Origin of the sequence: Pseudomonas sp. SR18 (assembly GCF_023701505.1) — a bacterium.
GTDB classification, from domain to species: Bacteria; Pseudomonadota; Gammaproteobacteria; order Pseudomonadales; family Pseudomonadaceae; genus Aquipseudomonas; species Aquipseudomonas cyclaminis.
Genome location: NZ_JAMQAU010000015.1, coordinates 80,283 through 101,435, shown reverse-complemented (window position 1 = coordinate 101,435; position 21,153 = coordinate 80,283). Strand labels below are relative to the sequence as shown.

21 protein-coding genes are annotated in these 21,153 nt (G+C 60.3%); 11 read left to right on the top strand and 10 right to left on the bottom strand.

The features are described from left to right. The first annotated feature begins 29 nt into the window (after window positions 1-29). The 6 genes from NDJ82_RS20950 to NDJ82_RS20925 all read left to right on the top strand — a co-directional run bounded on the left by NDJ82_RS20950 (window position 30) and on the right by NDJ82_RS20925 (window position 6,453). Window positions 30-647: a DUF1120 domain-containing protein gene (locus NDJ82_RS20950; protein WP_250926215.1), complete on the top strand. Its 618-nt coding sequence runs from the start codon at window positions 30-32 to the stop codon at window positions 645-647. A 79-nt stretch (window positions 648-726) separates the two neighbouring features. Further along, window positions 727-1,347, top strand: a complete 621-nt coding sequence (locus NDJ82_RS20945) for a DUF1120 domain-containing protein (protein ID WP_112196911.1) — start codon at window positions 727-729, stop codon at window positions 1,345-1,347. Window positions 1,348-1,374: 27 nt separating this feature from the next. Then, window positions 1,375-2,079, top strand: a complete 705-nt coding sequence (locus tag NDJ82_RS20940; RefSeq protein WP_099584964.1) for a fimbria/pilus chaperone family protein — start codon at window positions 1,375-1,377, stop codon at window positions 2,077-2,079. A 156-nt stretch (window positions 2,080-2,235) separates the two neighbouring features. Beyond that, window positions 2,236-4,635 carry a fimbria/pilus outer membrane usher protein gene (locus NDJ82_RS20935; protein ID WP_250926241.1) on the top strand — a complete coding sequence of 800 codons (2,400 nt, stop codon included), beginning with the start codon at window positions 2,236-2,238 and terminating at the stop codon, window positions 4,633-4,635. Window positions 4,636-4,645: 10 nt separating this feature from the next. Beyond that, window positions 4,646-5,785: a DUF1120 domain-containing protein gene (locus tag NDJ82_RS20930; RefSeq protein WP_250926214.1), complete on the top strand. Its 1,140-nt coding sequence runs from the start codon at window positions 4,646-4,648 to the stop codon at window positions 5,783-5,785. Between the two features lie 17 nt (window positions 5,786-5,802). Next, window positions 5,803-6,453: a DUF1120 domain-containing protein gene (locus NDJ82_RS20925; RefSeq protein WP_250926213.1), complete on the top strand. Its 651-nt coding sequence runs from the start codon at window positions 5,803-5,805 to the stop codon at window positions 6,451-6,453. Here the strand turns inward: NDJ82_RS20925 and NDJ82_RS20920 are convergent. Then, entirely contained in the window at window positions 6,450-7,715 is a 1,266-nt protein-coding gene (locus tag NDJ82_RS20920; RefSeq protein WP_250926212.1) for a CynX/NimT family MFS transporter, read from the bottom strand. The two genes, NDJ82_RS20925 and NDJ82_RS20920, sit on opposite strands and share 4 nt — an antisense overlap. A 230-nt stretch (window positions 7,716-7,945) precedes the next feature. Between NDJ82_RS20920 and NDJ82_RS20915 the strand changes: the two genes are divergently transcribed. Continuing rightward, a complete protein-coding gene (locus NDJ82_RS20915; protein WP_099584960.1) occupies window positions 7,946-8,257 on the top strand; it encodes a type II toxin-antitoxin system MqsR family toxin in 312 nt (103 codons plus the stop codon). Next, a complete protein-coding gene (locus NDJ82_RS20910) occupies window positions 8,254-8,748 on the top strand; it encodes a type II toxin-antitoxin system MqsA family antitoxin (protein ID WP_250926211.1) in 495 nt (164 codons plus the stop codon). The genes NDJ82_RS20915 and NDJ82_RS20910 overlap by 4 nt, the downstream gene beginning before the upstream one ends. Window positions 8,749-8,806: 58 nt before the next feature. Here NDJ82_RS20910 and NDJ82_RS20905 read toward each other — a convergent pair whose 3' ends face one another. The 4 genes from NDJ82_RS20905 to NDJ82_RS20890 all read right to left on the bottom strand — a co-directional run bounded on the left by NDJ82_RS20905 (window position 8,807) and on the right by NDJ82_RS20890 (window position 12,976). Next, window positions 8,807-9,571 carry an amino acid ABC transporter ATP-binding protein gene (locus NDJ82_RS20905; RefSeq protein ID WP_003171943.1) on the bottom strand — a complete coding sequence of 255 codons (765 nt, stop codon included), beginning with the start codon at window positions 9,569-9,571 and terminating at the stop codon, window positions 8,807-8,809. Between the two features lie 11 nt (window positions 9,572-9,582). Then, complete coding sequence (locus NDJ82_RS20900; protein ID WP_099584958.1) at window positions 9,583-10,680, bottom strand: amino acid ABC transporter permease; 1,098 nt, start codon at window positions 10,678-10,680, stop codon at window positions 9,583-9,585. Window positions 10,681-10,690: 10 nt separating this feature from the next. Continuing rightward, a complete protein-coding gene (locus NDJ82_RS20895; RefSeq protein WP_099584957.1) occupies window positions 10,691-11,872 on the bottom strand; it encodes an amino acid ABC transporter permease in 1,182 nt (393 codons plus the stop codon). Window positions 11,873-11,944: 72 nt separating this feature from the next. Further along, the gene (locus tag NDJ82_RS20890; RefSeq protein WP_017526224.1) at window positions 11,945-12,976 is read right to left on the bottom strand and encodes an amino acid ABC transporter substrate-binding protein; all 1,032 of its coding nucleotides are present in this window, start codon (window positions 12,974-12,976) and stop codon (window positions 11,945-11,947) included. Between the two features lie 348 nt (window positions 12,977-13,324). On the opposite strand from NDJ82_RS20890, the gene NDJ82_RS20885 reads away from it, so the two are divergent. Further along, window positions 13,325-13,981 (top strand): alpha/beta hydrolase, encoded by a 657-nt coding sequence (locus tag NDJ82_RS20885; protein ID WP_099584956.1) that lies wholly within the window; start codon window positions 13,325-13,327, stop codon window positions 13,979-13,981. A 95-nt stretch (window positions 13,982-14,076) separates the two neighbouring features. Then, window positions 14,077-15,540, top strand: a complete 1,464-nt coding sequence (rhlB, locus tag NDJ82_RS20880; RefSeq protein WP_177411600.1) for an ATP-dependent RNA helicase RhlB — start codon at window positions 14,077-14,079, stop codon at window positions 15,538-15,540. 147 nt (window positions 15,541-15,687) lie between these two features. Here rhlB and moaE read toward each other — a convergent pair whose 3' ends face one another. The 5 genes from moaE to NDJ82_RS20855 all read right to left on the bottom strand — a co-directional run bounded on the left by moaE (window position 15,688) and on the right by NDJ82_RS20855 (window position 19,769). After that, window positions 15,688-16,137: a molybdopterin synthase catalytic subunit MoaE gene (moaE, locus tag NDJ82_RS20875; RefSeq protein WP_250926210.1), complete on the bottom strand. Its 450-nt coding sequence runs from the start codon at window positions 16,135-16,137 to the stop codon at window positions 15,688-15,690. Between the two features lie 2 nt (window positions 16,138-16,139). Beyond that, a complete protein-coding gene (moaD, locus tag NDJ82_RS20870; RefSeq protein ID WP_191947244.1) occupies window positions 16,140-16,382 on the bottom strand; it encodes a molybdopterin converting factor subunit 1 in 243 nt (80 codons plus the stop codon). Continuing rightward, window positions 16,379-16,852, bottom strand: a complete 474-nt coding sequence (gene moaC, locus NDJ82_RS20865; protein ID WP_099584952.1) for a cyclic pyranopterin monophosphate synthase MoaC — start codon at window positions 16,850-16,852, stop codon at window positions 16,379-16,381. Before moaC ends, moaD begins: the two co-directional genes overlap by 4 nt. A 75-nt stretch (window positions 16,853-16,927) precedes the next feature. Then, window positions 16,928-18,322, bottom strand: a complete 1,395-nt coding sequence (locus tag NDJ82_RS20860; protein WP_032886372.1) for a PhoH family protein — start codon at window positions 18,320-18,322, stop codon at window positions 16,928-16,930. Between the two features lie 322 nt (window positions 18,323-18,644). Next, window positions 18,645-19,769, bottom strand: coding sequence for a polysaccharide deacetylase family protein (locus NDJ82_RS20855; protein ID WP_250926209.1), 1,125 nt, complete (start codon window positions 19,767-19,769; stop codon window positions 18,645-18,647). Window positions 19,770-19,888: 119 nt separating this feature from the next. Between NDJ82_RS20855 and yaaA the strand changes: the two genes are divergently transcribed. Next, a complete protein-coding gene (gene yaaA / locus NDJ82_RS20850) occupies window positions 19,889-20,668 on the top strand; it encodes a peroxide stress protein YaaA (protein WP_250926208.1) in 780 nt (259 codons plus the stop codon). Window positions 20,669-21,153: the final 485 nt, after the last annotated feature.

The window sequence follows — 21,153 nt, the reverse complement described above, 5'->3', positions numbered from 1 at the left end:
AAAATGCAACCGAAAGGAACTCGCCCGCCATGAAAAAAATTTTTAGCACTCTCTCTGCCTGCCTGCTACTCGCGTCCCCAGCCGCTTTTGCGGCCTCCACGGTGGACTTGGCCGTCAAAGGCCTGATCGTCCCCAGCGCCTGCACCCCTAGCCTGTCTAGCGGCGGGGTGATCGATCACGGCAAGATTTCGGCAAAAGACCTGCGCCCGGACAACCCGACGCTGATCGGCACTCACACCATGACCATCGCCGTGATATGTGATGCGCCCATTCAGTTTGCCCTGCACTCGATCGACAACCGCGCCGGCTCAGCCACTGGTCCTACCAGCTACGGCCTGGGACTGATCAACGGCAACCAGAAACTGGGGCGGTATAACCTGATCCTGAGCAACCCGATTGCCGACAGCGTACCAGTGCAACCGATTGCCTCCAATGACGCGGGTAACACTTGGTACAGCGAGCGCTTCTGGGACCCGGGCCTGTACATGTCCGTTGCAGCCATGGATGACGACACTCAACCGCTATCCGCCAAAGAGGTCGTCATGGATATGCAGGTCGAGACCGTCATCGCCCGCACCGACAGCCTGGACCTGAGCAACGAAGTACCCATCGATGGCTCGGCCACACTTGAAGTGAAGTACCTGTAATGCCTTGCCCACCATGCCGGGGCATATGCCCGGCATGGGTTTTCCCACAGTCGTGCTTATGTGTGCCAGTGATGAACCGATGAATTCGTATGCTCGCTTTCTAGTACTGCTTTTGCCGCTAACCACCAACGAAGTAATTGCCGACTCGCTTGTCGACCTCACGGTCACTGGCAGACTCACGCCCGATGCCTGCCGCGTCGAGCTGTCCGATGAAGGCACCGTCGAACACGGCAAGATTCCCACCTACCGTCTGAACGCCTCGGCACCTACCGCACTGCCCGGGCGGGTGCTCGAATTAAGCGTGATCTGCACACGTCCCATGCTGTTTGCCCTGGTGGGTATCGACAACCGTCCGGAGTCCGCGATAACCCCCGGAACATTCGGCCTTGGAGTCAACGCTCATGCACCGGGACAACGCCTGGGGTCGGTGTCGCTCAGCTACCGCGACTCAATAGGGGATGGACAGCACATGCAGGCGTTGGCATCGATCAACAACGGCGAGACCTGGGTCCCGCAGTCCGCTGCCACACCACAGACCTATATGGGCTTTGCACTACCAGGCGAGCGCCAGCCCGACTTCATCAGCCAGTTGTTCAGCCAGCTCTGGGTCGACACGGTAATCGACGCCACAGAGCACCTGACCCTGGATCGAGACGTGCCGCTTGATGGTTCCATCGTGCTGGACTTGCGCTACCTCTAACTTTTTTGCCTCAACGGATACCCCGTCATGACGACGTTATGTTCAAACACCGCCGCCGGTTTTATCGCCCTGATGCTCTTGCTCGGCACTCAAGTCAAAGCCGACGGCATGGTGCCCGAAAGCTCTGTGGTGATCGTTCACGAAGCCGAGGGCGAGGTGGCGATTTCGGTGACCAATACCGACAGCAAACTCGCCCTGCTGCATGTGACCCTGCAAGACGTCCCCGAAGACACTGAGCCGCTGCTGGTGGTCACGCCGCCGCTGTCACGGGTGGAACCGTCCAAATCGCAACTGGTGCGTTTCATTCTGCAAAACCAGACGCCACTGAAAACCCAGCGCCTCAAGCGCGCTATTTTCGAAGGGATGCCCCAGGGCCGGGCCGCTACGCAGGCAGGCCATGCACGCGTGGGTGTGACCGTGCGCCAGAACCTGCCGGTGATCGTGCATCCCAAGGGCCTGGCACTTAACCGCACGCCCTGGACTGACCTGACCTGGTCATTGCGCGATGGCATGTTGCAGGTGCGTAACGACACGCCCTATGTGGTGCGCCTGGCCCAGGAGCTGCGTTTGCTGCCCGGTGACGGCAAGGCCATGTTGCCGCGCACCTATGTGCTGCCGGGTGAAGCATTGAGCGTGCCGGCCAGCGGAGGGCCAGCTAGTAAAGTCCAGTTACAGCCAGCCACGGTGTACGGATTTGCCGTTGCGGCCTACGAAGCACCCATCACGCCCTGACCCCACAAAACAGGCGCGCCAGATGCCTGGATAACGAAGTGATAGCTCATTGACTATCACCGGAACGCCTGCATGCGCCGGAAAAACCGGGCCTGGGCGTTCACTATTCGAGTGCCTTTCGTGAAAACAGTATTGAGTTACCGTGACGGCAAAGCCATGCCCGAAACACCGCCTCGCCCCGCCTTTCCGATCACGTTGCTGCTGTGCGCCTTGCTGCCGGCCAAAGGCTGGGCAGAGAGCGCTCCGGCGTCCGGCTTCGACGCCATAACCCTGCACCAACGGGGCATCGACCCGCAATTGGCCAGCCTGCTGCTGGATGCGCCGCGCTTTACCGCCGGGCAACATCTGGTCAGCCTGCGGGTCAACGGTCAGCAACGTGAGCGGGTGCGGGTCAGCTTTGATCAGCAGGGCACACTGTGCTTCGACCGCACCTTGCTGGACGCCGCCAACCTGGTGGTTCCGGACGACGACCAGCACTGTCATGACTTCATCGCGCGATACCCGCAAAGCCTGGTGGAGCCTGATCCCGCCAACCTGTCGGTGCAGCTGGTGGTGCCCACCGAAGCCCTGCGGCCAACACCCCAGGATGTATCGGGTTATCAAACCGGCGGCTTTGCCGGGTTGCTCAATTACGACCTGACCGGGTTCTACAACCGCTATGGCGGTGACGCCAGCCGGTTTGGCTCGGCCAATACTGAAGTCGGCTTCAATGCCGGTGACTGGATCGTGCGCAGCCGTCAGGTGCAGACCTGGCAGGATGGCCTCTCGCGCACGACCCATCTGGAGGCCTATGCCCAGCGCACCTTTGCCAGCCATCAAGCGGTGTTGCAGGCTGGGCAGATCAACCTCTACAACCCGGTGTTGTCCGGCGCACAGATCACCGGCGTACAGGTGCTGACCGAGCAGGCCCTGCTGGAGCAAGGCCAGGGCGCGGTGATCGAAGGCATCGCCAACAGTGCGGCGCAAATCGAAGTCCGGCAGAACGGCGCGCTGATTCACTCCACCGTCGTACCCGCGGGGCCGTTTGCGCTGAACGACGTACGACGCTTGAACACCCGTTCGGACGTGGAGGTCACGGTCAAGGAAAGCGTCGGCGGCGAACGACGCTTCACCGTGCCGGCCGCCATGCTCGGCCTCGGTTTGCCTGCACCGGGTTACTCGGTCGCCGCCGGACGGGTGCGGAATATCGGCGATGCCCAGGGCGATGATCCCTGGGTGGTGAGCGCCGGCTGGACAGGCACCGTGCACCCGCAAGTGACCTTGGGCGGCGGCCTGCTGGCGGCCGATGAGTATCGCTCTGCCGGTGCCAGCCTGGGCTGGCTGCCGTGGCTGGACAGCCAGATCCAGCTGTCGACGCAACTGTCCGATGCCAATGGCAGAGAACAGGTCAGCGGCGCACAAACCGATCTGTCCTGGTCCCAGCGCTTGAGCGAACAATGGTCATTCAGCGCGGCCAACTCCTGGCGCACCCCAGGCTATCGTGAACTCGAAGAAAGCACCTACGAACGGGACACCGGCCAGCAGCACTCACGCTATCGCGATCAACAAAGCATAACGCTCGGCTGGGCCCACCCGTGGCTCGGCGCATTCAGTGCCGGGTTTTCACGGGCCAGCCGTTTCGATGGCGACAGCAGCAGCCGTGCCTTGGCCTCCTGGGGCACCAGTGTAGGCGGCGTGTCATTGTCGGCCAGTGCCGAATGGCAAATGGGCGGGCGCCAGCAACAGGACAATGCGGTGTACCTGAACATCAGTGCGCCACTGGGCGAAAATCGCCGGGTGCGTGGCTGGGTGCGTAACTCAGCCGGTGAGAACCGCACCGGTATGGGCGTCACTGAACAGCTGGACGATCAACTCAGCTATCGGGTCAGCGCCGAACACGACAGCCGCGACCGTCAAGTGGAAACCACCCTGGGCGTGTCGGCACTGCCGCGCTACAGCCAGTTGGACGTCAGCTACAGCCGCTCCGACAGCGAGCGCTCCAGCTATCAAGGCGGCGCCCGTGGCGGCGTGGTGATGCACGGCGACGGCGTGACGTTTTCACCCTACCCCGTGCGCGACACCTTCGCCCTGGTGTCGGTGGGCGACATGAGCGGCATCAAGCTCAGCACCCCCAGCGGCCCGGTCTGGACCGACTGGCAAGGCCAGGCGGTGGTGCCCCAGGTCAACGCCTACGGCCGCAGCCTGGTGGAAGTGCAGACCCGTTCGTTGCCGCGCAATGCCGACATCAGCAACGGCCTGGCGATGATCTCGGCCGGGCGCGGTGCCGTGGACCGGGTCGAGTTTGGCGTGGGCCTGACGCGCCGCGCCCTGCTCACAGTCAGCACTGACCAGGGCGCACCGCTGCCCACGGGGGCCTCCGTCAGCAGCGCCCGTGGCGAGTTTGTCACCCTGGTCCAGGAAGGCAGCCAGGTGTTCTTGCCCAATGTGCTTGAGCAGCCAGCCTTATGGATTACCCGAGCGGACGGCAGCCGCTGCCAGTTGCGCTTCGAACTGCCGGAAAAAGCCGACCCCTCGGTGTATTTCGAAACCGCACCCGCCCGCTGCCATCAACCTTGAGGACACTGCCATGCCCCTTGTCACCCGTCTGCATCAACTGAGCCTGTGGCTATTGATTGGCGTTGCCGGCACCGCCCTGGCTGCGGACGAATGCCAACTGAATGTGAGCGAACCCTTGGTGGATTTCGGCCTGATGAGCCGCCTCGCCCAGGACGACAGCGCGGCTGAACGCTTGCTGGGCGAGCGCCGCCTGAGCCTGAACTTCACCTGCCCCAAGGCCGACGACATGAGCCTGTTCTACCGCGCCCTGGCCGCCAATGCGCAGCGTCTGCAATTGACCGAGCACGGCAGCTACGCCGTCGAAGCCGGCCATGCCGTGCTCGATGGACACCGCGTGGAACTGGGCCTGCTCCCCGCACCTGGCCAGCCACCGTTGACCAGCGCGACAGCTCTGGACTGGCTTCCCGCTCATGGCATCGCACCCGTGCAACGAGGTGCGGTCGTCACCGGCCAGAATCTGTCGTTGCAACTGACCCTGCGCGCCTGGGCCGACCCTGCCGCCACCCAAGTACGGGATGCCACCACCTGGGAAGCCACCGGGACGCTCTATAGCCCCCAGCATGGCCGCTCTCGCGAACTGAACCTGCGTGCGCACTTCGCCCCCGTGGCCTGCCAACCCGCGCTGTCGGATCACGGCCTCGTGGACTACGGCACCTTGCTGGCCAAAGACTTGAATACCACCCTCGAAACGCCTTTGCCCGGCAGAACCTTGCGTTTTAGCGTGATGTGCGACGCCGCTACGCGTTTTGCCCTGCGCATGCATGACAACCGCCAGGGCTCGGCCACCGGCGGTATCGATGAGACCGCCTATGGCCTGGACCTGGATGCCAGCCACAATAAAATCGGGCGCTTCTATCTGACAATCGACCCAGGTGAATTCAACGCCGACACCTTCAGGACCCTGTACCGCACCGACTCCACCAGCAATGGCGCGGCGTGGAGCAGTTCCAGCCAACGGCAAATCCCCATGGCCGCCAACAGCTACATGGGCTTTACCGACAAGGCCGGCAACACCCAGGGCCCGATCGCGCTGCGCAACCTGTCCGGTACGGTGCGCATCAAAACCTACCTGGCGCCCACTCAATCCCTGGACCTGCGCCACGTAGTGCGCATCAACGGCTCCGGCACCCTCGAAATCATCTACCTGTAACCCTTGGGATCAGCCTCATGAAAAAGCACGACATCGCCCTTTTCACCCTGCTGCTGCTCGGTAGTACGCCCCATGCACAGGCCGCTTCGATCGTGGATCTGGCGGTCAAGGGTCGGATCACGCCCACCGCGTGCAATCCATTACTGTCCAACGGTGCAATGATCGACTACGGCAAAATGTCCCACCAAGACCTGAGCCCGGACAAAAGCACCCGTCTGCCGGTCAAGCTGCTGCAAGTCAGCATCGACTGTAGCGCGCCAAGCCGTTTCGCCTTGCGCATGCACGACAATCGGGACGGCTCGGCCATGGTCAACAGCGAGATTTACTACGGCCTGGGCTTGGACAAGAGCGGCAACCGCATCGGCCTGTATTCCATGACCTTCGACCCTCGCCAGACTCAGGTCGACAGCACCACGCAGGTCTACGGCACAGAGTCCACCACCGGTGGGCTGGCCTGGCGTACCGCCAACCTCAACCCGATCAACATTGGCGCCAACAGCTACCTGGGCTTCACCGCCATCGCCGGCAGCACGGCCGGCCCGTCGGCGATCCAGGAGCTGATCAGCACGGTCAAGGTCGAGACCGTGATCAACGCCACGCAAAACCTGGACCTGAGCAGCGACACCCGACTCGATGGCCTGGCCACCTTGGAGGTCGTGTACCTCTAGCGTTTTTCGCTGTTGACTTGCACATACCGCGCACGCCCGGCGCCCAGCCCAGCGATGATCGCGCCCAGGCCGATCACCGCGAAAATCCAGCCGATGGCCGCCCAGCCACCGGTCCAGTCGTGCATCAGCCCAACCGCCAACGGGCCGAGGGATGCCAGGGTGTACCCGATGCCCTGGGCCATGCTCGACAGGTTGGCCGCCACATGGGCATCTCGCGAACGCAACACGATTAAGGTCAGCGCCAGGCTGAAGGTGCCGCCCTGCCCCAGGCCGAGCAGAATCGCCCAGCCCCACAAACCGTCCAAAGGCGCATACAGGCAACCGAACAGCCCGCCCAACGTCAGCAGCATCACCACCAGGATTGCCAGGCGCTGGTCTTTGCCACGAGTGGCCAGCCACGGGGCGGCCAGGGAACTCAATAGCTGCACAATAATGGAGCCAGACAGCGCCAACCCTGCTTCGGTGGCACTCAAGCCTCGGTCAATCAGGATCGAAGGCAACCAGCCGAACACGATATAGGCCAGGGACGATTGCAGCCCCATGTACAGGGTCACCTGCCAGGCCAGCGGATCACGCAACAAGCCCTTCACCCGATACGCGACACGGTGAGCGCCGTGTTTCTGTCCGATCTGCGGCAACCAGAACAGCGCCGCCACCAGCGCCGGCAGCATCCAGAAGCCCAGGCCCACAGTCCAGTTGTCGCCGAAATAGTGACTCAACGGCACCGTCGCCCCCGCCGCCAGCGCTGCACCCAGGCACAGCGCCATGGTGTAGACCCCCGTCATGGTGCCCGCCTGCTTGGCGAAATCGCGCTTGACGATACCCGGCAGCAACACGCCGATGATGCCGATGCTTGCGCCGGCGATCAGGCTGCCGACGAACAGACCGACCTCGCCGAAGGAACTGCGCAGGATGATACCGGCAGCCAGTGTCAGCAAAATCCCCAGCACCACGCGCTCAGCGCCAAAACGCCGCGCCAGGATCGGAGCCATGGGCGCAAACAGCCCCAGGCACAGCACGGGCAAGGTGGTCAGCAGACCGGCCTTGGCCGCCGACAAGCCCAGGCTGCTGGATACGTCACCGAGCACCGGCGCCATGCTGGACAGCGCCGGACGCAGGTTCAGCGCCACCAGCACCAGGCCCAACAGCAACAGCCAGGGGCGGTTCACCGTCGCAGGCGCGTGCTGCACGACGTCATCGTCGGCTTCGGCGTCAATCAACAGTTCTTCGAGTTCGGTCGTGTGTTTGGATGGAAGGTTCATTGATCAACTATCGGCAGATGGATTTGGCACGGGGTCCACCAGGCGTCAGACCGACGCTGGTCGTCTGTCGTGGGATGCGGACTTTCGCCCAACCATAGGATGAATTTTCCTACAGCCTATTCAGCGCTGCCTACAAAGGCAACGCACTACGGTTCTTAGGCAGGAAAAGGAGCAGTATTTTCGATTGGTAAAATTACCCTTAGAGGGTAATTATTCGGCTCAGGTGTCTTATGGAAAAGTACACACCTCATTACGATCTGGCGGGGATAAAGGCGGATGTCAGGCGGCTTGGAAGGAAGGCGTTTACCCGCACTGCAGAAGAGTGCGGCGATGCTCTTGGCCTTAGTATCAAGGATATGCAGGAGGTCATCTATGAGCTGCAGAACTGGATGCTGCACAAGTCGATGACCACCTATGGAGACCATCGAGTTTGGCAAGATGTGTATCACATCCACTCAAAAGGTAAGGAGATTTACATCAAGGTCACATACCGCACTGACGGTAGGCCTCCGGTAGTCTCCTTCAAGGAGAAAAACCCATGAAAGAAAAAGAGCTTTGCTACATCTGTGGCGCTCCTGATGCGTTGAGCTATTACGAGGGACGCAGTGAAACCATCCGCATCAAAGGCATGGAGCGTCGGGTCGATAATCTTTCAGGCTGGGAATGCGAGGTGTGTGGCGACGGTTTCTGGGATCCCGACAACGACAGCGCTGACCGTTACGGCGAAGCGAAAGACGAACTCACCCTCGCCGCTCGGAAAATGATCGGCGCCGAGATTAAACGTACCCGCCGCAAACTGCACCTTACGCAAAAAGAGGCAGTAGATTTGCTGTCCGGGGCCGGCCACAACGCATTCTCTCGCTACGAACGCGGCGAGCTTCTTGCGCCCAAGCCCTTAGTGCTACTGATTCGGTTGTTGGATCGCCATCCGCATTTGCTGGCGCAAGCAAGAATTCTGGCCGAAGGTGCTGATTTGCGTGGCGCTTTCACCTATACCGTCCACGACGAGACTGAACCGCTGAAAGCCTCATAGATCACAAATAATAAACCCGGCGCCAAGGCCGGGTTTATTTTCAAGCATCATCTATCGATCAATGCAAAATCTGGCTCAAGAACAACTTGGTCCGGTCATTCTGCGGGTTGTCGAAGAAGTCATTCGGCGCTGCCTGTTCCACGATCTCGCCCTTGTCCATGAAGATCACGCGGTTGGCCACGGTGCGGGCGAAGCCCATCTCGTGGGTTACGCACAACATGGTCATGCCGTCTTCGGCCAGGCCGATCATGGTGTCGAGTACTTCCTTCACCATTTCCGGGTCCAGCGCCGAGGTTGGCTCGTCGAACAGCATGATTTTCGGCTTCATGCACAGGGCGCGGGCAATCGCCACACGCTGTTGCTGGCCGCCGGACAGTTGCCCCGGAAACTTGTGGGCCTGCTCCGGAATGCGCACGCGCTCCAGGTAGTGCATGGCGATTTCTTCGGCCTTGCGCTTGGGCATCTTGCGCACCCACATCGGCGCCAGCGTGCAGTTCTGCAGGATGGTCAGGTGCGGGAACAGGTTGAAGTGCTGGAACACCATGCCCACTTCACGGCGGATCGCTTCGATCTGCTTGAGGTCGTTGGTCAGTTCCACGCCATCGACCACGATGCGGCCCTGCTGGTGCTCTTCCAGACGGTTGAGGCAGCGGATGGTGGTGGACTTGCCCGAACCCGACGGGCCGCACAGCACGATACGCTCGCCCTGCTTGACGTTGAGGTTGATGTCTTTCAACACGTGGAACTGGCCGTACCACTTGTTGACGCCCTGCATCTGGATAATGCCTTCAGGGCTCACAGGCTGTTTGATTGCTTCGCTCATAACAACAACTCCTAACGCTTGTGGCCTGTGTCGAGCTTGTGTTCCAAATGAATGGAATAGCGCGACATACCAAAACAGAAAATCCAGAACACCAGGGCGGCGAACACGTAGCCTTCAGTGGCCATGCCCAGCCATTTCGGGTCGGCGGCGGCTTGCTTGACACTGTTGAGCAGGTCGAACAGGCCGATGATGATCACCAGGCTGGTGTCCTTGAACAGCGCAATAAACGTGTTGACGATACCGGGGATCACCAGCTTCAGGGCTTGCGGCAGAATCACCAGGCCCATGCTGCGCCAGTAACCGAGGCCCATTGCGGCGGCCGCTTCGTACTGCCCCTTGGGAATCGCCTGCAAGCCACCGCGCACCACTTCGGCCACATAGGCCGACTGGAACAGGATCACGCCGATCAACGCCCGCAGCAGCTTGTCGATGCCCATGCCTTCCGGCAGGAACAGCGGCAGCATCACCGAGGACATGAACAGCACGGTGATCAACGGCACGCCGCGCCAGAATTCGATGAAGGTCACGCAGACCACACGAATCGCCGGCATGTTCGAGCGCCGTCCCAACGCCAGCACGATGCCCAGGGGCAAGGCGCCGGCGATACCGACAGTGGCGATCACCAGGGTCAGCATCAGGCCGCCCCATTGGCTGGTCGCCACGTTGGCCAGGCCAAAGATGCCGCCGTGCAACAGGAAGTAGGCGATGATCGGGTACAGCACCAGGAAGCCCAGGCCGTAGATCGCCTTGCGCTGGAAGCGCGAGATGAACAACGGCGCCACGCCAACGATGGCCAGCCACACGGTCAGGTCTACACGCCAGCGCAGGTCGCCGGGGTAGTAGCCGTACATGAACTGCCCGAAGCGCTGTTGGATAAACACCCAGCAGGCGCCCTCTTTGGTGCAATCGGCGCGTGTGGTGCCGACCCAGTTCGCATCAAGGATGGCCCAATGCAGGATCGGCGGTACTACCAGGTAGACCAGGTACAGCGACAGCAAGGTCAGCAGGGTGTTGAGCCAACTGGAAAACAGGTTGGCGCGCATCCATGCCACCGGGCCGAAGACTTTGTTCGGCGGCGGCATATCAGGTTTGAACGTATGCGTACTCATGGGCGTTTCCTCACCGCTCGATCAGCGCAATGCGCTTGTTGTACCAGTTCATCAGCAGGGAAATGCTGATGCTGATCGCCAAGTACACGCTCATGGTGATGGCAATGACTTCGATGGCCTGGCCGGTCTGGTTGAGCACCGTGCCGGCAAACAGCGAAACCATTTCCGGGTAACCGATACCGGCGGCCAACGACGAGTTTTTCGCCAGGTTCAGGTATTGGCTGGTCAGCGGCGGAATGATCACCCGCAAGGCTTGCGGGATGATGACCTTGCGCAGCGTCGGCCCAGGGCGCAGGCCCAGGGAGCGCGCAGCTTCGGTCTGGCCGTGGCTGACGGACTTGATGCCCGAACGCACGATCTCGGCGATAAACGCTGCCGTATAAACAGTCAGTGCCAGGGTCAGTGCCAGCAGTTCAGGAATCAGCACCCAGCCGCCGACAAAGTTGAAGCCTTGCAGCTTGGGCATTTCCCAGTGCAACGGTGCACCGAAGATCAGGGCGCACAACGCCGGGATCACGATGAACAGCGCCAGGCCCGCCCAGAACTTGTGGAACGGAACGCCAGTGGCTTCAAAGCGCTTGTTGGCCCAACGCGCCATCAGCACGATTGCCACGATCGCCACCACCACGCTGGCCACAAAGGGCCAGAACCCGTCAGCGGCCAGTGCTGCCGGCATGTTCAGGCCTCGGCTGCTGACAAAGAAGGTGTCACCGAAGTTATGGCTATTGCGCGGCCCCGGCATGGTCAGGAACACCGCGAAGTACCAGAACAGGATCTGCAGCAACGGCGGAATGTTGCGGAACACTTCCACGTACACCGTCGCCAGCTTGTTGATCATCCAGTTCGGTGACAGGCGCGCCACGCCGATGATGAAGCCGAGCAAGGTTGCCAGGACCACGCCGATCACGGTCACCAGCAAGGTATTGAGCAGGCCGATTACAAAGACGCGGGCATAGCTGTCCGATTCGGTGTAGTCGATCAAGTGCTGCGCGATGCCAAAGCCGGCACTGCGCTCAAGAAAGTCGAAACCCGAGGTAATGCCCCGGTGTTGAAGGTTGGTCTGGGTATTGTTGAAGAGGTACCAGCCCAGCGAGACCACCGCCACAATCGTGATGATCTGGAAGAGCCACGCACGCACTTTGGGATCGCTGAAGCTGAGCTTCTGCTTTGGTGCGCCGATTTGATTTTGCATGAAGTGCCCCGGAAAGAATGGAACAGAACATCACCCGGCGGTTGGCCCACCGGGTGACAGAACCATCAGCGATCAGCGCACAGGGGGTGCGTATTGAATGCCGCCGTTGTTCCACAGCGCGTTCAGGCCACGGTCGATTTCCAGCGGGGTGCTCTTGCCCAGGTTGCGCTCGAACACTTCACCGTAGTTACCGACTTGCTTGACGATCTGTACGACCCAGTCTTTCTTCACTTTCAGGTCTTTGCCGTATTCGCCGTCAGCACCGAGCAGACGTGCAACGTCCGGGTTCTTGGTGGACTTGGCTTCAGCTTCAACGTTTTTCGAGGTGATACCGGCCTCTTCAGCGTTGAGCATGGCGTAGCCTACCCAGCGCACGATAGCCAGCCACTCGTCGTCGCCATTACGCACGACCGGGCCCAGGGGTTCCTTGGAAATGGTTTCCGGCAGAACCACGTAGTCCTTCGGCGAGGCCAGCTTGCTGCGCTGGGCGAACAGTTGGGACTTGTCGGAGGTCAGCACGTCGCAACGACCGGATTCCAGCGACTTGGCGCTTTCGTCGGAGGTGTCGAAGGTGATCGGGGTGTATTTCAGACCGTTGCCACGGAAGTAGTCGGAAACGTTCAGCTCGGTGGTGGTACCGGCCTGGATGCAGATGGTTGCACCGTCCAGTTCCTTGGCGCTTTTGACGCCCAGCTTGTTGTTTACCAGGAAGCCGATGCCGTCGTAGTAGGTAATGAAGCCCGGGAATTTCAGGCCCATGCCTGCGTCACGGGAGCTGGTCATGGTGGTGTTGCGCGAAAGGATGTCGACTTCGCCGGACTGAAGCGCGGTGAAACGCTCCTTGGCGTTCAACTGGCTGAACTTGACCTTGGTCGCGTCGCCGAACACAGCAGCGGCTACAGCGCGGCAAACGTCAGCGTCGATCCCGAGGATCTTGCCACTGGCATCCGGTACCGAGAAACCCGGCAAGCCGTCACTCACACCGCATTGCACAAAGCCTTTCTTCTGCACGGCGTCCAGAGTGGCGCCAGCTTGGGCGAAACCACTGACACCCAGTACAGCGGCCGCGGAAACGATGGCCAGGGTGGATTTCAATACCTTCATTCAAACCTCCAAATACGCTCTTGTTGTGTCGAAGCTCCGAACCTCAGCGCACCCTTATGAGGCGATATCGACCCGTGTTGGTTTTTTTTAGGGCCGAGCGGCATGAGGCTGTCGCGGTAATTCCAGCTGCTTTCCTACAAGCGGCACTCACTGATAGTGTTACCGTCACAAGAAAGTTCTGACATCGACCTACACGTAGCAAGGCGCGTACCAGAGTCGCGGCTGAGTCGTTTCAGCCCATGGTCAATAGAAAAAGATTCAGCCTTGCGACATTCTCTTAACAGATCAACCTCTAGCGCACCGTTCCGTCGCACTTAATCGGAGCGCACGCACATTTATGGAGCAGACATGACCGACCCCTTGATTCTTCAGCCCGCCAAGCCCGCAGACGCCTGCGTAATCTGGTTGCATGGCCTGGGTGCCGATCGCTACGACTTCTTGCCGGTGGCTGAAGCGTTGCAGGAAGAATTGCAGACCACCCGCTTTGTATTGCCCCAGGCGCCGACCCGTGCGGTGACTATTAATGGCGGCTACGAGATGCCGAGCTGGTACGACATCAAGGCCATGAGCCCGGCGCGTTCCATCAGTCTGGAAGAGCTGGAAGTATCGGCAAAAATGCTCACGGATTTGATCGAGGCCCAGAAGAGAACCGGAATAGACGCTTCGCGAATTTTTCTTGCGGGTTTTTCCCAGGGCGGCGCCGTGGTCTTCCACACTGCGTTTATGAATTGGGAAGGCCCGCTGGGTGGCGTCATCGCCCTCTCCACTTACGCGCCTACCTTTGGTGATGAGCTGGAATTGTCGGCCAGCCAGCAGCGCATTCCGGCCCTGTGCCTGCACGGCCAGTACGACGACGTGGTACAGAACGCCATGGGCCGTACGGCGTACGAGCACCTGAAGAGCCGTGGTGTCACCGTGACATGGCAGGAATACCCAATGGGTCACGAAGTGTTACCTGAAGAGATACGCGATATCGGCACTTGGCTGGCCGAGCGCCTGCGCTGAAATCCACGTTTATGTAGCCGTATGACAGACGCACTACGCCGCGCCCGATTCTTGCATTACACTGGCCGGCGTACATTCCTTAACCAATTAATGAGATCACCGTGCTCAAAGCACTCAAGAAGATGTTCGGCAAAAGCGAGGCTGAGCCGCTCGCGCCTGTTCCCAGTGCTCCTGTCCCCTCCTCCGGCAGCCGCAATGACGGCCAACAGCCCGGCCGGACCGCACCTGTCGCGCAGCCGAAGACGCCGCCGGTGACACCGCCCGAACAGGCGACACCTCAGGCTGAAGCCGCGCCAGCCCCGAAGCCGCGCCGGGAACGTGCGCCCAAACCGGTCGTCATTCCCTGGAAACTCGAAGACTTCGTCGTCGAGCCCCAGGAAGGTAAAACCCGCTTCCACGATTTCAAACTGGCCCCGGAACTGATGCACGCCATCCAGGACCTGGGCTTCCCTTACTGCACGCCGATCCAGGCGCAGGTGCTTGGCTTCACCCTTGCCGGCAAAGACGCCATCGGCCGTGCCCAGACCGGCACCGGCAAGACCGCCGCGTTCCTGATCTCGATCATCACCCAGCTGCTGCAAACACCGCCGCCGAAAGAGCGCTACATGGGTGAACCGCGCGCGCTGATCATCGCCCCGACCCGGGAGCTGGTGGTACAGATCGCCAAGGACGCCGCCGACCTGACCAAATACACCGGCCTCAACGTGATGACCTTCGTCGGTGGCATGGACTTCGATAAACAGCTCAAGCACCTCGAAGCCCGCCACTGCGACATCCTGGTCGCCACCCCTGGCCGCCTGCTGGACTTCAACCAGCGCGGCGACGTGCACCTGGACATGGTCGAAGTGATGGTGCTGGACGAAGCCGACCGCATGCTCGACATGGGTTTCATCCCGCAAGTGCGCCAGATCATTCGCCAGACCCCGCCGAAAAACGAGCGCCAGACCCTGCTGTTCTCCGCGACCTTCACCGAAGACGTGATGAACCTCGCCAAGCAGTGGACCACCGACCCGTCCATCGTCGAGATCGAAGCGCTGAACGTCGCCAGCGAAAACGTCGAACAGCACATTTACGCTGTGGCCGGTGCCGACAAGTACAAGCTGCTCTACAACCTGATCAACGATAACGGTTGGGAGCGCGTCATGGTGTTCGCCAACCGCAAGGACGAAGTACGCCGTATCGAAGAGCGCCTGGTGCGCGACGGCGTCAACGCCGCGCAACTGTCGGGCGATGTGCCACAACACAAGCGCATCAAGACCCTGGAAGGTTTCCGCGAAGGCAAGATCCGCGTGCTGGTGGCCACTGACGTCGCCGGGCGCGGGATTCATATCGACGGCATCAGCCACGTGATCAACTTCACCCTGCCGGAAGTGCCGGACGACTACGTACACCGGATTGGCCGTACCGGCCGTGCGGGTGCTGCGGGTGTGTCGATCAGCTTTGCGGGAGAAGATGACTCGTATCAGTTGCCATCGATCGAGACCTTGCTGGGCCGCAAGATCAGCTGCGAGACACCGCCGACGCACTTGCTGCGAGCCGTGGAGCGCAAGCGCCCCTAAGGCTTGGAATGCAGTAAAAATGTGGGAGGGGGCTTGCCCCCGATGGCGGTGTATCAGTCATAACATCGTTGACTGACACCCTGCCATCGGGGGCAAGCCCCCTCCCACATTTGATTTGAGGTGATTTTAAGAGAGGTGTTCGGCGGGCTATTTCCAGCGATCCGCGGCAGCGTGATCACTGTCCCGCCCGTCCACCCAACGCGCCCCTTCGGGGGTGTTCTCTTTCTTCCAGAACGGCGCCCGGGTCTTCAAGTAATCCATCACAAACGCACACGCATCAAACGCCGCCTGGCGATGGGCACTGGCTGCCGCGACAAACACAATCGGCTCACCCGGCTCCAACGCGCCAACGCGGTGCAGCACTTCGAGCTTGAGCAGCGGCCAGCGTTGCTCGGCTTCCACGGCGATCTTGGCCAAGGCCTTTTCGGTCATGCCGGGGTAATGCTCCAGGAACATCCCCGACACATCGCGGCCGTCATTGAAGTCGCGCACATAACCGACAAAGCTCACCACCGCGCCCACGCCCACGTTGGCCGCGTGCATCGCGTTGACTTCGGCACCGGGATCAAACGCCTGGACCTGCACACGGATGGCCATGCTCAGCCTCCGGTCACGGGCGGGAAGAACGCGACTTCATCGCCTGCTTGCACCGGTTCGTCGAGGCTGCACAACTCCTTGTTGCGGGCGCACATCAGGCTCGTCTCGTTGAGGACTGCGAACTCGGGGTCACTCGCCAGCGCCAGGCGCACGGCATCAACGGTGGCAAACTCACCTTCCATCTCCAGCGAATCGAAGCCCACCGCTTCGGCATAGCGCGCAAAAAACAGTACGTTAATGCTCATACTTGATCCGCCTTGAAATGCCCGCTCTTGCCGCCCAGTTTTTCCAATAGGCGAATACTTTCGATGGTCATGCCGCGATCCACGGCCTTGCACATGTCGTAGATCGTCAACGCCGCAACACTGGCAGCGGTCAACGCTTCCATCTCCACGCCGGTCTGCCCGGACAGTTTGCAGCGCGCCACGATATGCACGGCGTCCACGCCATCGGCGCTCAGTTCAACCTTGACGCCGGTAAGCATCAACGGATGACACAGCGGGATCAGATCACTGGTTTTCTTGGCAGCCTGGATCCCGGCGATGCGGGCCACGGCAAACACGTCGCCCTTGGGGTGGGCGCCGTCGACAATCATTTGCAGGGTGCCTGGCAACATGCGCACCCGCGCTTCAGCCACCGCCTCACGGAACGTCACGGACTTGTCGGTGACGTCGACCATATGGGCGCGACCTTGGGAATCGAGATGAGTCAGCACAGCGATACTCCTGATCAGGAGCCGCGAGTGTAAACCATGTGGGAGGGAGCAAGCGCCCTCCCACAGTGACCGCGTTTACAGATGGGATTCGGCGTATTCGGCCAGAATCGAGCGAGGCACCCCTTGCAGCGCAATGTGCACGCCGTTGGGGAAGTCTTTGAAGCGTTCCGTCAGGTAGGTCAGCCCGGAGCTGGTCGCGGACAGGTAAGGGGTGTCGATCTGCGCCAGGTTGCCCAGGCACACCACTTTTGAACCGGCGCCGGCACGGGTGATGATGGTTTTCATCTGGTGCGGCGTGAGGTTCTGGCACTCATCGATCAAAATCAGGCTTTGCTGGAAGCTGCGACCTCGGATGTAGTTGAGGGATTTGAACTGCAACGGCACTTTGCTGAGGATGTAGTCGACGCTTCCATGGGTGTTTTCGTCATCCATGTGCAAGGCTTCGAGGTTGTCGGTGATCGCCCCCAACCATGGCTCCATTTTTTCCGCTTCGGTGCCGGGCAGGAAACCGATTTCCTGGTCCAGGCCCTGCACGCTACGGGTGGCGATGATGCGGCGATAGCGCTTGGTGACCATGGTCTGCTCGATAGCAGCGGCCAGGGCGAGGATGGTTTTACCGGAACCCGCGGCGCCGGTCAGATTGACCAGGTGGATGTCCGGGTCGAGTAGCGCGTACAGCGCCAGGCTCTGGTAGATGTCACGCGGTTTCAGGCCCCAGGCTTCCTGGTGCAGCAGGGGTTCCTGATGCAGGTCGAGGATCAGCAGCTTGTCGACCTGAATCTCTTTGATCCAGCCTACAAAACCCTGTTCGTCGATGATGAATTCATTGATGTGCACGGCCGGCAGGTTGTCGATCAGTTGCACCTGATGCCAGGTGCGGCCGTGGTCCTGACGGGTTTCGACCTTGCTCACGAGGTCCCAGAACGAGCCGGTCACCGTGTGATAACCCCGGGACAGCATTGAAACGTCATCGACCAGTTGGTCGGTGCTGTAGTCCTCGGCCGCAATCCCGCACGCTCGGGCCTTGAGGCGCATATTGATGTCTTTGGTCACCAGCACCAGGCGCAGGTCCTTGTCGCGCGCGTGCAGGTCGATCAATTGGTTGATGATTTTGTTGTCGTTGAGGTTTTCCGGCAGCAGGCTGTTGGGCTCGCTGCGCTTGCTCATCAGGATCGACAGCAAGCCCTTGGGCCCGCTTTTGCCACGCTGGATCGGCACGCCGACTTCAACATCCTCGGGTGAGGCTTCGCCCAGGGTCTTGTCGATCAGGCGGATGGCCTGGCGGCATTCGGCGGCAACGCTGTGGTGCCCACTTTTGAGCTTGTCGAGTTCCTCAAGCACAATCATCGGGATGGCGACGTGGTGTTCTTCGAAGTTAAGCAGTGCGTTTGGATCGTGGATCAGTACGTTGGTATCAAGCACATAAAGGATTGGCTGGTCGGAAGAAGGGGTGCGTCCATGATCATCCATACTCGGTCACCTTTGTGGGAGCCAGTCGACGCAATACCACGACAGTGCTGCGCCTCGATTGACCGCCGAACACACCGCAAAAGGAGTCTTGGAAGACGCCACCTGTGGTGCAGGTTTCGGCGATCTGACTTCGTAATACCGCAAAACCCATGACAGAAAAAAGCACTTTGACGCTTTTTTGAAGTTTATTTTTCAGGATGACGAATAGCACTAGCCGAGTGCCATGCACCCCGTTAAAGTCGGAAGTCCGCCTGCCTCGAAACGTCGCACAAAATCACCCCCATTTCGCCTTAAGCCCAACAGGGGCGGGCACATCATCTTTTTAACGAAAGGCTTCCCGGCAGTCCTGCCAACCCAAGCCACTTTGCGCCGTTGCCTGTAGCAACAGAGGCAATGCCACCCGCGCCTTGTCCTGGGTGTCGTGGAACACAATCACCCCTTTGCGCCACAGCAGCATCAGCGTGAGCACGCGCTGCATCGACTCATCGGCCTTGAGCTTGCCCGGCTCGTCCTGGGAATCGATGTCCCACAACGCCACCTGCAAACCCTGGGACTGAAAGAAACCCTGGCTGTCCGCACGACGCTGCCCATAGGGCGGGCGGAACAGCGGCACATAGTTTTCCGGCATCAGGTTCTGCACCAGCGCGGCACTGCGGGTGATGGAGCTTTGCCAGTCGACCCAATGGCTATGGGACCGGTACTGCCAGCCCTGGGTGCCGACGCACTGGCCCTGGTACAACGCCTCCACCTCAGCGGCGGAACTGCGCTCTACGCGGGTTTGCAGGCTGCTGCCGAGGGCAAAGAAGGTGGCGTTCATCTTCTGCTTGCGCAGGTAGTCGGCGAGCCAGTCGGTATTGCCACTGACCGGCGCCGGGCCGCCGTCGAAGGTCAGCAGGAACAGACGGTCGTTGAACTCGTCACCGTTACGTTCATGGTCGCCGAACCGCGCGACTTCGCTGCTGATCTGCGGGAACAACGCGGCTTTGCGCAGAAGTTCGTCCAGGTAGCGTTCGTGGAAGGTATGGCTGGGGGCGGACCAGCCTATATAGAAGGAGTCTTCGCTGACTTCGAACTTGCCGGCCTGTTCGCGCAGGTCGTCCATGTTTTCCACCAGGTAGCAGAACGAGGCATCCACCTCGCAGCTCTGTTGGGCGACGGTGTAGTTTTCCAGCAAGCGTTGCCAGAGCTGGCGGCGCAGGTCGTCGATGGCGGCCTGGTTGATGATCTTCAGGCCCAGGCGCTGTTTGAGCGCTGCGTCGCCCAAGGACTCACTGGCCAGCAGGCTGCGGGCGAACATCAGGATTTCGGCGCGCGAGGCGACGTCGAACAGCGCAGGGCTGCTGAGTTTTTCGGGCCAGGTGCCACGGTCCAGGCTGGCGACGTCCATCGACGCCGCATGGGCGTTCAGGCTTAACAGGCACGCGGCCAATAACAGTGCTTTTCGCACACAGGGTCTCCCTCTCCAGAGTCGTCGGCCACTATAGCGGATCGCGCCTATCGGCATCATAGGTGGAGTCAAACCGCCCCAGCCCCTAGAATCCCCCCACGATTACAGGAGACGACTTCATGCTGACGGTGATTTCCCCCGCCAAGACCCTCGATTTCGAGTCAAAACCGGCGACCCCACGCTTCACCCAGCCGCAATACCTCGACCACTCCCAGGAGCTGATCGAACAATTGCGCGAGCTGAGCCCGGCGCAAATCAGTGAGCTGATGCACGTTTCCGACAAAATCGGCGGCCTCAACGCCGCACGTTTCGGCAGCTGGACGCCGGCCTTCACTCCGGACAACGCCAAGCAGGCGCTGCTGGCGTTCAAGGGCGACGTATATACCGGCCTCAATGCCGAGACGTTCAGCGATGCCGACTTCAGCTACGCACAAGACCATCTGCGCATGCTCTCGGGCCTCTACGGCCTGCTGCGCCCGCTGGACCTGATGATGCCGTACCGCCTGGAGATGGGCACCAAACTGGCCAACGCCCGTGGCAAGGACCTGTACGCATTCTGGGGCACGCGCATCAGCGAATGGCTCAACGAAGCCCTGGCCGAGCAAGGCGATGATGTACTGCTCAACCTGGCATCCAACGAATACTTCTCGGCGGTCAAGCGCACGGCCCTGAAGGCACGGATCATCAATACCGAGTTCAGGGACTTCAAGAACGGCCAGTACAAAATCATCAGTTTCTACGCGAAAAAAGCCCGGGGCATGATGAGCCGCTTCGTGATTGAAGAGCGCATCAACGATCCGGCCAAGCTCAAGCAGTTCGATGTGCAGGGCTATCGCTTTAATGCGGAGCAGTCCAATCCGGACAACCTGGTGTTTTTGCGCGATCACGCACCGGAATAAGGCCTCGCAGCCTTCTTTCAAACAATGAGATCCAAATGTGGGAGGGGGCTTGCCCCCGATAGCGGTGTGTCAGCCAGAGATAACTTGGCTGATCCACTGCCATCGGGGGCACGCCCCCTCCCACATTTTTGTCCGCATTTCACACCATGAATCGTCAAATTTATGGCGTCAAAAAAAATCCATACACATCCCTAACATTTATTTCACTCGACATTTCCAATTTTTTTTCGTAGTGGCACCACTTTTTTTAAACACTAGTGGCACAAAACTATCCCACCGCGCCAACTCCCTGTAACTACTGGCTCAAATAGCAAGTGCTATCAATATAGTACCAGTGCCATCTCGGTTAATATTTCAAGAAATTTCCACGCTCAGGATAGGCGGTCTGGAACTTCGTCCAAAAGCACGGCTCATACCACCGGTAACGAAATTCTCTGATTCTGTAAGAGATGACTTACATGGCGATCAACGGAAGTAGCGAAGTT